The organism is Clostridium sp., assembly GCF_050717635.1.
GTDB lineage: Bacteria > Bacillota > Clostridia > Clostridiales > Clostridiaceae > Clostridium_AD.
In genome coordinates this window covers 84309-99561 of record NZ_JBOITO010000031.1, presented here as the reverse complement: position 1 = coordinate 99561, position 15253 = coordinate 84309, and the positions used below count along the sequence as shown (strand labels likewise).

Sequence of the window (15253 nt, the reverse complement as noted above, 5' to 3'; positions counted from 1 at the left end):
TATGATAACTGATATAAAAGTGCGATAGCTTAGTTATATAGAAAATTGTAAAAGCTGTAAATATAATATAAAAAGAGGCTATTTATTTTAAAATAGCCCCTCTTTAATATCATTAGGATGTAAATCCTATAAAAAGTGTTTAAACAGTTGGTGGGTCAAAATCATCAAATGGGAATGGAATTTCATTGAAGAATGAACATGGGTCTCCAGGTAATATTGGGTCACATAGAGGTATATCGCAATTTCCGGAAGTTAGAACTGTTAAATTAACTAGTCTAAATAGTTTAATAATTGTAAATAAACCAATTGTAACTCCTATAATGTTATCTGGACAAGGGAATTGCTCTACACATGGATCTACATAAGTTCCAATGGATACTGCTAATGGAGATGCTTTAGCCTGAACATTAACATAAGGTGCATTTTGGTATGCATATGGTCCATTATTTGCAAATAATGTACTAGCTAGATAAACATTTGGACTTCCAATTCCACCAAATAGAATTATTTGTTTTTCATATTCACTGTAAGCACAAATAAAATCTTTTGTTGGTATTGGTCCAGGTGGATCTGTTGACAATCCAATTACTAGAGGTGTTCCGTCATACCCTATTAATTGTAATCTATAAGTAAATTGATATCTTATTGTAATTTTCCAGTAGCCATCGGATGTAAAAAGAGTTTGTTCTTCATCAGGTGGTGGTATTTGTATTTCTGAAACTATAACGCTATTATCAATTATTTTACCATATTTAACAAGACTCTGTGGTAATATTAGTAGACCATTTGGAGCTATAGGTGTAGTTAAAACTGTTCCTCCAATAGATATAATATCTGCAGTTTCTCCTGATCTGGACGCTTGAATAGGAATTGAGTCTACTCCTGGTTCAGGTTCTAAAAAGTCAGGTCTTAGACAGTCTTGTTGCCTACATTTTCCATATACCTTTGATGCGATGATGCATTCCTCAGAAAGTAACTGCTGTGGGGTTGGTGCTGGGCAAACATAATCTAAATTTTCTTCCATATATTATCCTCCTCTATAAAAATATTTATTATTGCAAGTAAGTAAGTCTTTACATTACCATAGTATGTATTGCATGAAATTTTGTGCAAACAAAATAAAAGAAAATATTCCAGATTAATAATAAGTAAGAAAGTATGAGAGTTAGTTCCATACGTTCTTACTTATTTTTCAAATAACCTAAAAAATTAATGCTTAAATAGTTGGTGGGTCAAAATCATCAAATGGGAATGGAATTTCATTAAAGAATGAGCATGGATCACCAGGTAATATTGGATCACAAAGAGGTATATCACAATTTCCTTCACTTTGAACTGTAATGTTAACAAGCCTAAAAAGTTTAATTATTGTGAAGAGTCCGATAGTAACGCCTATAGTATTATCTGGACATGGAAACTGTTCTGAACATGGATCAACATAAATTCCAAGGTTTACAGCTAAAGGAACTGCTTTAGCTTGAACATCTACATAAGGTGCGTTTTGGTAATTGTACGGTCCGTTATTTGAATATAGTGTACTGGCAAGATAAATATCTGAGTTTCCAATTCCACCAAATAAAATAATCTGTTTTTCGTACTCGCTATAAGCACAAATGTAATCTTTTGTTGGTATTGGTCCAGGTGGATCTGTTGATAATCCTATTACTAAAGGTGTTCCTGCATATCCTATCAATTGTAATTTGTAAGAGAACTGGTATACGATTGTAACTTTCCAGTAGCCTTCGGATGAAAAAAGATGTTCCTGTTTTTCAGGAGGTAGTAGTTCAATCCCAGAAATTATGACACCTCCATTAACTATTTTTCCATAGTTAACTAAATTTTGGGGAAATGATATTAAACTGTTAGGGGTTATAGGTGTAGTTAAAACTGTCCCTCCTATAGATATAATATTAGCAACTTCTCCTGATCTGGATCCGGCAATAGGAATTGACTCCACACCGGGTTCTGGTAATACAAAATCGGGTCTTAAGCAGTCTTGTTGTCTGCATTTTCCGTATATTTTTGACGCAATAATACATTCTTCAGAAAGTACTTGTTTTGGCTCAACATAACTGCGTTCTAAATTTCCTTCCATACAATATCCTCCTCTATAAAAATAATCATTACTATAAGTAATTCTTTTCACTATCATAGTATGTATTTTTAAAAAAGATGTACTGAATAAAAAGAAAAAAATCAGTATTTTAACTCATAAAAGGTGTTGACCTCGAATAAACTTATAAATAGGAATTAGTATATAAGGAGTGGTTTGTGGTGTTAGAATCAAAGAATTTTTATATAATTAAGCAGACAGATGGAACTCTTTGGAATTTTACATTCAAAGATAATTTTGGGATAATATATAGAACGTTTGAAAAGAATTCATGGACTAACTACAATATATTAGTAAAAAATGCCTCAAAGTCATTTTCTGCGCTTATATTGCCAGACAACAGGATATGTATTATTTATCAATCATCTTCTGGTAATTTACTTTTAAAAGTTTATTCCGGGAATGAATGGACAGAACACTCTATTCTTCATAAGAAGGTTAATAGTGTAAGTGATATACACTTTAAAACTATGTATGTCTCTGGAAAAATCCAAATTTTTTACAGCATATTACAGTCACATGATAATATTAGAACACTGTTTTATCAGACATTAACTTTAAATAAAGATCTGGTGGTTTCGTCGCCAGTTCTTATTGATACTACAAATGTTAATCATGTTAATCAATTTGTAGTACACGCACTAGAGGATAATACTATTTGTATTATGTATCAAAAGCTTGTTAATAAATATGAATTAGGTTATAAAATTCTTAATCACAGTAGTGCCAACTGGTCTAAATTTTTTAATGTAGATAAAAATATTTCTCCTTATATTGATTATTCCTTATGCTCAGTTAATAATAAACTTAATATTTTATATATTAAAAATAATGGTCAAACTAGTGCACTATATAATGTTAGAAATTATATATCAAACCCTGAGCATACAAAGATATCTGAAAGCAATAATTTGACTTCCTGCGCGTTTTTTAAAGAAGGTAATATCACCTATGGTTTTTGGATTTCCAATAATTGTATTTATACTTATTATACGAGTGGTATGGGTGATAGCATTAGTCCAATAAAAAGTGAAGGCCTAAAATCTATAAATATTATAAAATCAGCATTTATTGAGATATTGGCAGATAGGCAATGCATTTCAAATGAATTATATGTGCAAGATGGAGGAGTTTTAACAATTCTTCCAAACAACTTTTTTAATTACAAACATACTTTGGCAGAGCAAAACAAATTAAGTAACCATTTTAACACTAATACTGTACAGGAAAGTATTCCAAGCAATACTGAAGAAAATGTGGCAAGCATAGAAATTAAGTTGATAAAAAAGGATCAATTAATTAATCAATTAAATTACATTATTAAGGAAGAAAAAAATAAAGTAGTTTTACTTAATAATAAAATAAGTATTTTGGAAAAAAATTATCTTCAAGAAGAAGACCAGAAATCACAGCTATATAAGGATATAAGTTTACTGCAAGAAACACTGATCTCAAAGGAAACGCAAATTCATGAATTAGAGAAAATAATGATCCAAAAGGAAGCAGAGTTAATGGAATTAAGTAAAAATAATAATAACAATGCTGAAGGTCAAATTACAAAAAATGCTGCAATGCAAAATGAAATTGATGGATATAAAATAATGATAACAAATTTAAATAGGATTATTGAAGGCTTGAATTCAAAAATTGGTCTTCGTGAAGATGAAATAGTTGAAATGACAAATGAAAAAAATACCTCGTTATTTAAAAAGTTATTTGGGCAACAATAAATAATAAAGCATGGGAGAGATAACCCATGCTTTATTAACTATTATAGATGTATTTAATTGAAGCTACTAAAGCGTATATATCACTAAAAGTATTAAAGTAACCTGGACTAATTCTAACTGTTCCCATATTTTTTGTATTTATTATACTGTGAATTAATGGAGCACAATGGTATCCTGTTCTTACAGCTATACCATGTTCATTCAAAAGATAACCTACTTCAGAACTTTCAAATCCTTCAATATTTAATGAAACTACACTACATCTATTTTTACAATTGTTTGGTCCGTAAATTTTAATGAATCTCAATTTATTTAACTCCTCGAATAAGCATTGTAATAAACTCATTTCATGATTATGAATGGATTCAACTCCTGTTTTTTCTATAAATTTCACACCCTCGCATAGACCTACAAGTCCAGGTGTATTTAGTGTACCACTTTCGAACTTATCGGGTAAGAAGTCGGGTTGTTCCATTGAATTTGAGTTACTTCCGGTGCCACCCTCAGTATATTTATTGAGATTAATAGCGCCATTAACATACAAACCTCCAGTACCTTGAGGCCCTAAGAGACTTTTATGACCAGGAAAGGCCATAATGTCTATATTATCGGCTGTAACGTCTATTTTGATATTTCCAGCACTTTGTGATGCGTCCACCATGAATATTATACCATGATCTTTTGCTATATGTCCTATAGCATTAATATCTTGTACAGTTCCTAAAACGTTTGAAGCATGATTTATGATTATAGCCTTTGTTTCTAGTTTTATATATTTTTTTAACTCATCAATATCTAAATATCCGTCCTTACTTATATTTAAAAAGGTAACTTCAACATTATTTTTACTCATTGTATTTAATGGTCTCAGCACGGAATTGTGTTCAATACAAGTACTTATAACATGATCTCCACTTTTCAGTAAGCCTTTTATTCCAATGTTAAGTGCTTCAGTAGCATTTTTTGTAAAGATAATATTTAGTGGATTTTCAATGTTAAAAAGTCTAGCTATTGATTCTCTTGCTTCCATAATTTTCATATCACTTTCAATAGCCATATTATGAGAGCTTCGCCCTGGATTTGCACAATAATTTTTCATGCAATTAATTATCTCGTCGTAAACTTGATTTGGTTTAGGAAAACTAGTTGCTGCGTTATCTAAATATATCATGACATCCTCCCTTCTATAAACAAATCTAATAATTGATTTCATGCTTACTTCTATTGTATTAATAAAATTCTCAATATTTCATATAAAATATGAATTTTATTAATTTTATATCACTATTATCATTACAAATAAAAATGTTCTTCAGGTGAGACAAATAAGTTGTAGCATTAGATACAACAAATTCATAATATATTATTGGAATAGAACATTAAATGTAAATTACAAGTATTAAAAATATATTAGTTGAGGTGAATTTAAATGAGTATTTGTAGTAATATTATACCTCCATTCACAATCGGAGGGGGAGTAACGGGAGCTACGGGAGCAACAGGAGCAACGGGAGCAACTGGAGTAACTGGACCAGGAACGGGAGCAACAGGAGCAACAGGAAATACAGGAGTAACAGGAGCAACAGGAGCAACTGGTGCAGGAACAACAGGAGCAACAGGAACAACAGGTGCAACAGGAGCAACAGGAGCAACGGGAGCAACGGGAGATCCAGGAGCAACGGGAGCAACTGGGGCAGGAGCAACAGGGGCAGGAGCAACAGGGCCAACAGGAGCAACAGGTGCAACAGGTTTTGTAACGCAGATAAGAGGTCTGCAAGTTCAGTTACAAGGAACGGCACCAACAACAGTGGTTTCAGGAGCACCAATTCTGTTTGATACAATAGTAAGTCCTTTATCACTATTTTTATCTTATGCAGCAGGTACAGTAACAATTACACAAGCAGGAGTATATTATATCGATTGGTGGGTAGCCGCAGATGGAATAGCAGGAGATACATTTGTCACATTTGCAGTTACAACATCGGCAGGAGATAATATACAAGCTTCAACTCCTATCGATGTGGGACAGATTAGTGGAAATGCATTAATTGAAGTTCTTGCAGGTTCATTACCTTTAACCTTACAACTTGTAAATGGAACAGCTGGAACCATAGGTTATTCCACAACTCCAGTTAAAGCAGATTTAACAATTTTCAATGTAACGTTTTAAATTTTAGCCCTATGGAGGAGCAAGTCTAAATCTATCCATGGGGCTTTTAAATTGTCTGGAAGTTTTATAAATTTTTTATAACTGTGAGAAAATCCAACTAAATAGATGTTATTCAATTAATAGCACATTATGAACTAACAACATATTATGAATGAGCAATAAATTTAAATTTATTGCAAATAAGGAGTGAGGTAGTTTGGACACGATAAGCCTTCAAATTCAAAAACAATCAGCTGGATCAGTAAATGCAAATTCTAATGTATTATTTGATACCGTAGTTGATAGCAATGGAGCCGTGATTTATGACCCGTTAAATGGTCAAATAATAATAAATAAAGTAGGAAGATATTTTATTAATTGGTGGGTAGCAACACAAGCAGGTCTAGGATCAAGCAATATAAAGTTTTCAATTCAATCATCTAATGGTGATGATTTAATAGGAAATTCATCTGTTAAACAGGGTGAGGTTGTTGGATTTGCTATTATACAAGTTGATACTGCACCGATAGCATTGAGATTAATAAATAAAACTACTAATAGTGTGCTTTACTCTTCTGCGGTAACGATAAAAGCAAATTTAGTAATAGGTGAGATACCTGAAGAGGTAGGAAGTGGAACTGGGAATACAGGGGCAACTGGGTCAACTGGGTCAACTGGATTAACAGGAGCAACGGGTGCTACTGGATCAACTGGAGTTACAGGAATTACAGGAGTAACAGGATCAACTGGGGTAACAGGAGCCACTGCAGTCACAGGAACAACTGGTGATACTGGAGCAACTGGAACCACAGGGGATACCGGCGCTACAGGTGAAACAGGAGCAATAGGAGTAACTGGGTCCACTGGTGTAACCGGAGTTACAGGCGAAACTGGAGTAACAGGCGAAACTGGAGTAACAGGAGCCACTGGAGAAACTGGAGTTACTGGTGATACTGGAGCAACTGGAGTAACAGGAGCCACTGGAGAAACTGGAGTTACTGGTGATACTGGAGCAACAGGAATAACTGGAGCTACAGGAACGACTGGCGATACTGGAACCACGGGAGTAACTGGAGCTACAGGAACAACTGGCGAAACTGGAGTAACTGGAACCACAGGGGATACCGGCGCAACTGGGGCAACTGGGGCAACTGGTGATACTGGAGCAACTGGAACCACAGGGGATACCGGCGCTACAGGTGAAACAGGAGCAATAGGAGTAACTGGGTCCACTGGTGTAACCGGAGTTACAGGCGAAACTGGAGCAACAGGGGCCAATGGAGAAACTGGAGTAACTGGAGCAACTGGGGCAACAGGCGTAACAGGAGCTACAGGAATAACTGGCGATACCGGAGCCACTGGAGTAACAGGAGCCACTGGAGTAACTGGAGTTATTGGTGAAACAGGAGCCACTGGAATTACAGGAGCTACTGGTGAAACAGGAACCACAGGGGTAACAGGAGCAACAGGTGCAACAGGAATGATTGGCGATACCGGAACCACGGGAGTAACTGGAGCTACAGGAACAACTGGCGAAACTGGAGTAACTGGAGCCACCGGTGTAACAGGTGAAACAGGCTCATCATTTTTGTCAGGGAATGTAGTGCCAACTTGTGCAATAGGTCAATTTGGAGACTCTTATATAGATTTGACTACTGGAGAGGTATATGAAAAATTTTTAATACCTCCTCCTCCGACACTGAGAGCAATTCCACTTCCGACAGGTACCACAACACACGTTGCTCCCGGTATAGATACAATCCAAGCAGCTATTAATGCATCGATTAACGGTGATCTGTTAGTGCTTGATGCCGGAATCCACACAATTACAGTACCAATAAGTGTTAATAAATCAATTACTATCCAAGGTCAAGGTATAGGCTCAACCACAGTGCAGAAATTAGTACCAACTGTCGCGTCTGATAATATGTTTAATGTTACTGTCCCAAATGTGGTTTTTCAAGATATGAAGATTGTTCAAAACTATCCTTCATCAATATCCACTGAATCTATTATCTCCGTGAATAATTTGACAGCTACAGGCATATACGTAGATAATTGTGAGATTTCTGTGTGTGAATTTGGATTATACTTGATAGCCACTGAGTTCCAAATAACAAACTGTAAGTTTACCTATGCACCGCTTGCTGCACTAGGTAATAGCTATCGTTATATTAATATATCATCTACCTCAGGAGAAAGCATTATTGCAAATAACACATTTGTATCTGATTCAGGACCTACGAACTGTAGATTTATTGATATTACAAATATTTCAGGTGCTGGAGGGACTCTTCAAGGTCAGTTATTAATAGACAATAACAGCCAAATAGCTTCTCCGTTTACTCTCAGACACTTGCTTGTCATCGAGGAATTTATTGGTTCTAATTTCCAATTATATATCAATAACAATACCACAATAAACGAAGGTAACGTACCAATCTTACTAAATAGTCCTAATCTTAATATTTTCAAATTTATACAGGTCGTAGGAAATAATATCCAAAACACTGTTGGAAAGGGCCTAATAGGTATTGATACAAGTTATACAGGTACTACCTATATATCTAGTTTTGGAAATACAATTGCTAACCTGTCATTTGCAGTTGGATGGTCAAGCGCAACAAGCCCAGCTAGTTTCATCGTAGGTTATAGAACAACAATATCACCAGCACCGGTGCTTCTGTTAGATACTTGTTGGCTCGATACAGGTTCTAGTTTAATTGGACCTACAGGTTCTACCGGAGCTACAGGATTAACTGGAACTACTGGAACTACTGGAACTACTGGAGCAAGTTCGACTGGCGCTGGTGGAATCATACCATTTTCATCAGGGGCTCCTTTCTCAATGACTACTATTGCAGGAGGATTGGCAGGACTACCTTGTTTCGTTGGATTTGGAAGCTCGGCGCAGGATTCTACAGATCTTGGAGCATCTATAAATCTTACAGGTTCTGCAAGCGCAGTTGTTAATTTCGCATTTTCAGTTCCTAGTGATGGTGCTATTACTTCAATAGCTGCTTATTTTAGTACCTCTGCAGAGCTAGCACTTGTGGGATCAACAATAACTGTTACTGCTCAGTTATATAGTTCGACTACACCTGACAACACTTTTTTACCAGTGGCAGGGGCTGCAGTAATATTATCTCCAGCTCTTACAGGTATCATAGCCATAGGTACAATTAGTAATGGCGTTATTACTGGATTATCAATACCAGTAACTTCCGAAACACGATTGTTAATGGTATTCTCTGCAACAGCTGCAGGATCATCACTTGTTAATACTGTATCTGGATATGGAAGTGCAGGTATAAGAATAAATTAATTTTACTGACTAATGAGAAGTTATTCTTGATTATAGAGTAATGTTTTAATTTAGGTTGTTGTAGGCTCATTACCAGGAACATTACAACTTGTAAATGCAACAACTGGAACCATAGGTTATGCCTTAGCCACAGTTGAAGCCAATCTAACATTTTCAATCTAACGTTTAAATTCTAGCCCTATGGAGGAGTAAGTATAAATCTATCCATGGGGCTTTAAAATTGTTTGAAACTCTTATAGGTTCTTATAATTTTGAAAGAATTCAATTTAATAGAGGTGATTCAATTAATAGCACATTATGAATTAACATCATATTATGAATGAGCAATAAAGTTAAAATTTATTGCAAATAAGGAGGGAAGTAGTTTGGATACGATAAGCCTTCAAATTCAGAAACAAGCAGCAGGAACAGTAAATGCAAATGCTAATGTATTATTTGACACTGTAATTGATAGCAATGGAGCCGTAATTTATGACCTATTAAATGGTCAAATAATAATAAATAAAGCAGGAAGATATTTTATTAATTGGTGGGTAGCAACACAAGCAGGTCTAGGGTCAAGCAATATAAAGTTTTCAATTCAATCATCTAATGGTGATGATTTAATAGGAAATTCATCTGTTAAACAGGGTGAGGTTGTTGGGTTTGCTATTATACAAGTTAATTCTGCACCAGTAGCATTGAGGTTAATAAATAAAACTACTAATAGTGTGCTTTACTCTTCTGCGGTAACGATAAAAGCAAATTTAGTAATAGGTGAGATACCAGAAGAGGTAGGAAGTGGAACTGGGAATACAGGTGCAACGGGGGAAACTGGTGCTACTGGATCAACTGGCGATACTGGAGCAACCGGAGCTACAGGAATAACTGGCGATACCGGAGCCGCTGGAGTAACTGGAGCAACGGGAATAACTGGTGCTACCGGAGCCACTGGAGCAACCGGAGCAACAGGAATAACTGCTGCAACAGGAACGACTGGCGATACCGGAACCACGGGAGTAACTGGAGCTACAGGAACAACTGGCGAAACTGGAGTAACTGGAGCCATTGGGGCAACTGGTGAAACAGGAGTAACAGGAATTACTGGTGCTACAGGAACCACAGGGGATACCGGCGCAACTGGAGATACTGGTGCTACAGGGTCAACAGGGTCAACTGGAGTTACTGGAGTTACTGGTGCTACAGGAACAACAGGTGTAACAGGGGCAACAGGAATTACTGGTGCTACTGGTGAAACTGGGGCAACAGGGGTAACAGGAATTACTGGAGCCACAGGATCAACTGGAGTTACTGGTTTCACAGGAGATACTGGCACAACAGGAGTAACCGGAGAAACCGGAGCAATAGGAATAACTGGTGCTACAGGAGCGACTGGCGATACTGGAACCACTGGAGTAACTGGAGTAACTGGAGTAACTGGTGAAACAGGGTCAATAGGGTCAACTGGAGTTACTGGTGAAACAGGAACCACAGGGGTAACAGGAGCAACAGGGGTAACTGGAGTTACTGGTGATACTGGAGAAACCGGAGCAACAGGAATAACTGGTGCTACAGGTGAAACTGGAGAAACTGGAGTTACTGGTGATACTGGAGCAACTGGAGCAACAGGAATAACTGGTGCTACAGGAACGACTGGCGATACTGGAAACACAGGAATAACCGGAGCAACTGGTGAAACAGGTTTAACGGGAGCTACAGGTGAAACTGGAGTAACAGGAGTAACAGGAGCTACTGGGGTAAGCGGAGCCACAGGAATTACAGGGGCAACTGGAGTAACTGGAGAAACAGGCGCAACCGGAGCTACAGGTGAAACTGGAGCAATTGGGGCAACTGGTGTAACTGGTGATAATGGAGTAACAGGAGTAACAGGAGCTACTGGGGTAAGCGGAGCCACAGGAATTACAGGGGCAACTGGAACAACTGGTGAAACAGGAGTAACTGGAATTACTGGTGCTACAGGAACAACTGGCGATACCGGAGCCACAGGGGCAACTGGAGTTACTGGTGATACTGGAGCAACCGGAACGACTGGCGATACTGGAAACACGGGAGTAACTGGAGCTACAGGAACAACTGGCGAAACTGGAGTAACTGGAGCCACTGGGGCAACTGGTGAAACAGGAGTAACCGGAATTACTGGTGCTACAGGAACCACAGGGGATATCGGTGCAACAGGAATTACTGGAGCCACGGGAGTAACTGGAGTTACTGGTGAAACAGGAACCACAGGAACAACTGGAGCAACTGGAGCCACAGGGGATACCGGAGCAACAGGGGTAACTGGAGTTATTGGTGAAACAGGAGCCACTGGAATTACAGGAGCAACTGGTGAAACAGGAGTAACAGGAATTACTGGTGCTACAGGGTCAACAGGGTTAACTGGAGTTACTGGTGATACTGGAGTAACCGGAACAACAGGAATAAATGGAGTTACAGGGTCAACAGGAGATACTGGCACAACAGGAGTAACCGGAGAAACCGGAGCAATAGGAATAACTGGTGCTACAGGAGCGACTGGCGATACTGGAACCACTGGAGTAACTGGAGTAACTGGTGAAACAGGGTCAATAGGGTCAACTGGAGTTACTGGTGAAACAGGAACCACAGGGGTAACAGGAGCAACAGGGGTAACTGGTGATACTGGAGAAACCGGAGCAACAGGAATAACTGGTGCAACAGGAACGACTGGCGATACCGGAACCACGGGAGTAACTGGAGCTACAGGAACAACTGGCGAAACTGGAGTAACTGGAGCCACTGGGGATACCGGCGCAACTGGGGCAACTGGGGCAACTGGGGCAACTGGTGAAACAGGAGTAACCGGAATTACTGGTGCTACAGGAATAACTGGCGATACCGGAGCCACTGGAGTAACTGGTGAAACAGGGTCAACAGGGTCAACTGGAGCCACAGGATCAACTGGAGTTACTGGTGAAGCAGGAACCACAGGGGATACCGGAGCAACAGGGGTAACTGGAGTTATTGGTGAAACAGGAGCCACTGGAATTACAGGAGCAACTGGTGAAACAGGAGTAACAGGAATTACTGGTGCTACAGGGTCAACAGGGTCAACTGGAGTTACTGGTGATACTGGAGTAACCGGAACAACAGGAATAAATGGAGTTACAGGGTCAACTGGCGATACTGGAGCCACTGGTTTCACAGGGGATACTGGCGCAACAGGAATAACTGGCGATACCGGAGCCACTGGAGTAACTGGAGTAACTGGTGAAACAGGGTCAACTGGAGTTACTGGTGATACTGGAGCAACCGGAACAACAGGAGTAACAGGGGTAACAGGAATTACTGGTGAAACAGGAGCCACTGGAGCAACTGGAACCACAGGGGATACCGGCGCAACTGGAGATACTGGTGCTACAGGAATAACTGGTGCTACAGGAATAACTGGCGATACCGGAGCCACTGGAGTAACTGGTGAAACAGGGTCAACAGGGTCAACTGGAGTTACTGGTGCTACAGGAACAACAGGTGTAACAGGGGCAACAGGAATTACTGGAGTAACCGGAGAAACAGGAATTACTGGTGCTACTGGTGAAACTGGGGCAACAGGTCTAACAGGGTCAACTGGTAATACTGGAACAACAGGTGTAACAGGAGTTGCCGGATTTACAGGAGATACTGGAGCCACTGGTTTCACAGGGGTTACTGGCGCAACAGGAGTAACAGGGGTAACAGGAATTACTGGAGCCACAGGATCAACTGGAGTTACTGGTGAAACAGGAACCACAGGGGTAACAGGAGCAACAGGGGTAACTGGAGTTACTGGTGATACTGGAGAAACCGGAGCAACAGGAATAACTGGTGCAACAGGAATAACTGGTGCAACAGGAACGACTGGCGATACCGGAACCACGGGAGTAACTGGAGCTACAGGAACAACTGGCGAAACTGGAGTAACTGGAGCCACTGGGGATACCGGCGCAACTGGGGCAACTGGGGCAACTGGGGCAACTGGTGAAACAGGAGTAACCGGAATTACTGGTGCTACAGGAGCCACAGGGGATACCGGAGCTACAGGTGAAACTGGAGCTACAGGTGAAACTGGAGAAACTGGAGTTACAGGTGAAACTGGAGAAACTGGAGTTACTGGTGATTCTGGAGCAACTGGAGCAACAGGAATAACTGGTGCTACAGGAACAACTGGCGATACCGGAGCCACAGGGGATACTGGAGCCACAGGGGCAACTGGAGTTACTGGTGATACTGGAGCAACCGGAGCAACAGGAATAACTGGTGCTACAGGAACGACTGGCGATACTGGAAACACAGGAATAACCGGAGCAACTGGTGAAACAGGTTTAACGGGAGCTACAGGTCCAACAGGAGCAACAGGATCAACTGGAGTTACTGGAGCCACTGGTTTCACAGGGGATACTGGCGCAACAGGTGTAACAGGAATTACTGGAGCCACAGGATCAACTGGAACCACAGGGGATACCGGAGCAACAGGGGCAACTGGAGTTACTGGTGATACTGGAGTAACCGGAGCAACAGGAATAACTGGAGTTACAGGGTCAACTGGCGATACCGGAACCACAGGGGCAACTGGTGAAACAGGAGTAACAGGAATAACTGGAGTAACAGGAGCCACTGGAGCAACCGGAATAACTGGTGCTACAGGAACAACTGGAGATACCGGAGCCACAGGAGCAACTGGTACTTTTGATTCTTCAGCAACAATAGCGAATGTAGGACCTACTGTTAGTTCACAATTCAATGAATTAAGAACAGTAGAAAAAACACCAATTATTGAATTGATTTCAGTCTATGGATTATCTAACCTAAGAGATATTACTATAACTACAGGTGTAGGCACAGTAGGAAGTAATAATACCGAGTTTCAACTAACGACTACAGCAAATGGTGCAGATAGCGCAGCATTAAACAGCTCGGAGAGAGGAAGATACGAGCCTGGATATGCTGGGGAAGCAGGCTTAGGTGTACGGTTACCACTTGCTCCAACTGGCGCACAAGTGGCAAGATGGGGACTTTTTGATGATCAAAACGGTGCTTTCTTCGGTCAAAGTGTAACGAATGGTATTTTCATAGACATTAGAAGAGCTGGCGTTGACACTATTGTTCCACAGGCTTCATGGAATGTAGATAAACTAGATGGTACAGGACCAAGTGGAGCAATTTTGACACTTTCAAGGGGAAATATATTTCAAATTGTATTTACTTGGTATGGTTATGGTGTTATTGAATTCAGGGTGGTAATACCTGATCCAACTACTCTAGCTCAACAAGTTATTACAGTTAATAGATATTCACCAACGGGACAAACGAGTTTTGCTGATCCAAATCTACCCCTACGTGCAGAAATCTCTAATAATGGAACAGCCAGTGCATTTAATTTATTTGTAGGTGGAAGACAGTACAGCATAATAGGTAACTATGAACCTACTTTCCGTATAACTTCTGAAAGAAGGACAGTAACAGCTACAGCAACATTGACTCCTGTAATTTCATTTAGGCGAAAAACAGTTTTCCCTTCAGGTTCAGGAAGGACTAACTCCGTTAGTGTGAAACTGGAAGGTATTGATCTTATAACTTCTGACGATATTTCTTATCAGATAATATTGGGTGGTACAATCGTTGGAGGAGCATTTGTAAATTATCCAACAGCAACCACTAATATTCCTCTTAATGAGACGGCGCTGCAAGTAAACAGCACGTTAACTAGCATTTCAGGTGGTCAAGTACTAATACAGGGGTTGGTAGCTGGAGCTAGTTTCTTTGGTCGTACACTAGCATCAGCTAGTTTACTAGATTTCCAGTTACCTGATACTGAAACCGTAACATTGGCCGTTTTAAATTTGGCAGGTGGAACTAATTCTGTTTCAGCTACTTTCCAAGTTACTGAGGAGTGGTAAAAAGGTAAGTATAAAGATAGAAAGGGAGAAATAGAAATATTG

Annotated in this window: 7 protein-coding genes; 4 read left to right on the top strand and 3 right to left on the bottom strand. The window is 39.5% G+C overall.

Going from position 1 to position 15253, the window contains the following annotated elements; translation table 11 throughout:
• Nucleotides 1-139 precede the first annotated feature (139 nt).
• Nucleotides 140-1024, bottom strand: coding sequence for a single stranded DNA-binding domain-containing protein (locus tag ACREWB_RS16000; protein ID WP_431548459.1), 885 nt, complete (start codon nucleotides 1022-1024; stop codon nucleotides 140-142).
• A gap of 192 nt (nucleotides 1025-1216) precedes the next feature.
• Nucleotides 1217-2095, bottom strand: coding sequence for a hypothetical protein (locus ACREWB_RS15995; protein ID WP_431548458.1), 879 nt, complete (start codon nucleotides 2093-2095; stop codon nucleotides 1217-1219).
• Nucleotides 2096-2274: 179 nt separating this feature from the next.
• Between ACREWB_RS15995 and ACREWB_RS15990 the strand changes: the two genes are divergently transcribed.
• Nucleotides 2275-3843: a hypothetical protein gene (locus ACREWB_RS15990; RefSeq protein ID WP_431548457.1), complete on the top strand. Its 1569-nt coding sequence runs from the start codon at nucleotides 2275-2277 to the stop codon at nucleotides 3841-3843.
• Nucleotides 3844-3877: 34 nt separating this feature from the next.
• Here the strand turns inward: ACREWB_RS15990 and ACREWB_RS15985 are convergent, their stop codons facing one another.
• Nucleotides 3878-5014, bottom strand: a complete 1137-nt coding sequence (locus ACREWB_RS15985) for an aminotransferase class V-fold PLP-dependent enzyme (RefSeq protein ID WP_431548456.1) — start codon at nucleotides 5012-5014, stop codon at nucleotides 3878-3880.
• A 258-nt stretch (nucleotides 5015-5272) separates the two neighbouring features.
• On the opposite strand from ACREWB_RS15985, the gene ACREWB_RS15980 reads away from it, so the two are divergent.
• The 3 genes from ACREWB_RS15980 to ACREWB_RS15970 all read left to right on the top strand — a co-directional run bounded on the left by ACREWB_RS15980 (nucleotide 5273) and on the right by ACREWB_RS15970 (nucleotide 15211).
• Nucleotides 5273-6013 (top strand): hypothetical protein, encoded by a 741-nt coding sequence (locus tag ACREWB_RS15980; protein WP_431548455.1) that lies wholly within the window; start codon nucleotides 5273-5275, stop codon nucleotides 6011-6013.
• Nucleotides 6014-6209: 196 nt separating this feature from the next.
• Nucleotides 6210-9317 (top strand): exosporium glycoprotein BclB-related protein, encoded by a 3108-nt coding sequence (locus tag ACREWB_RS15975; protein WP_431548454.1) that lies wholly within the window; start codon nucleotides 6210-6212, stop codon nucleotides 9315-9317.
• A 365-nt stretch (nucleotides 9318-9682) separates the two neighbouring features.
• Complete coding sequence (locus ACREWB_RS15970) at nucleotides 9683-15211, top strand: beta strand repeat-containing protein (RefSeq protein WP_431548453.1); 5529 nt, start codon at nucleotides 9683-9685, stop codon at nucleotides 15209-15211.
• Nucleotides 15212-15253: the final 42 nt, after the last annotated feature.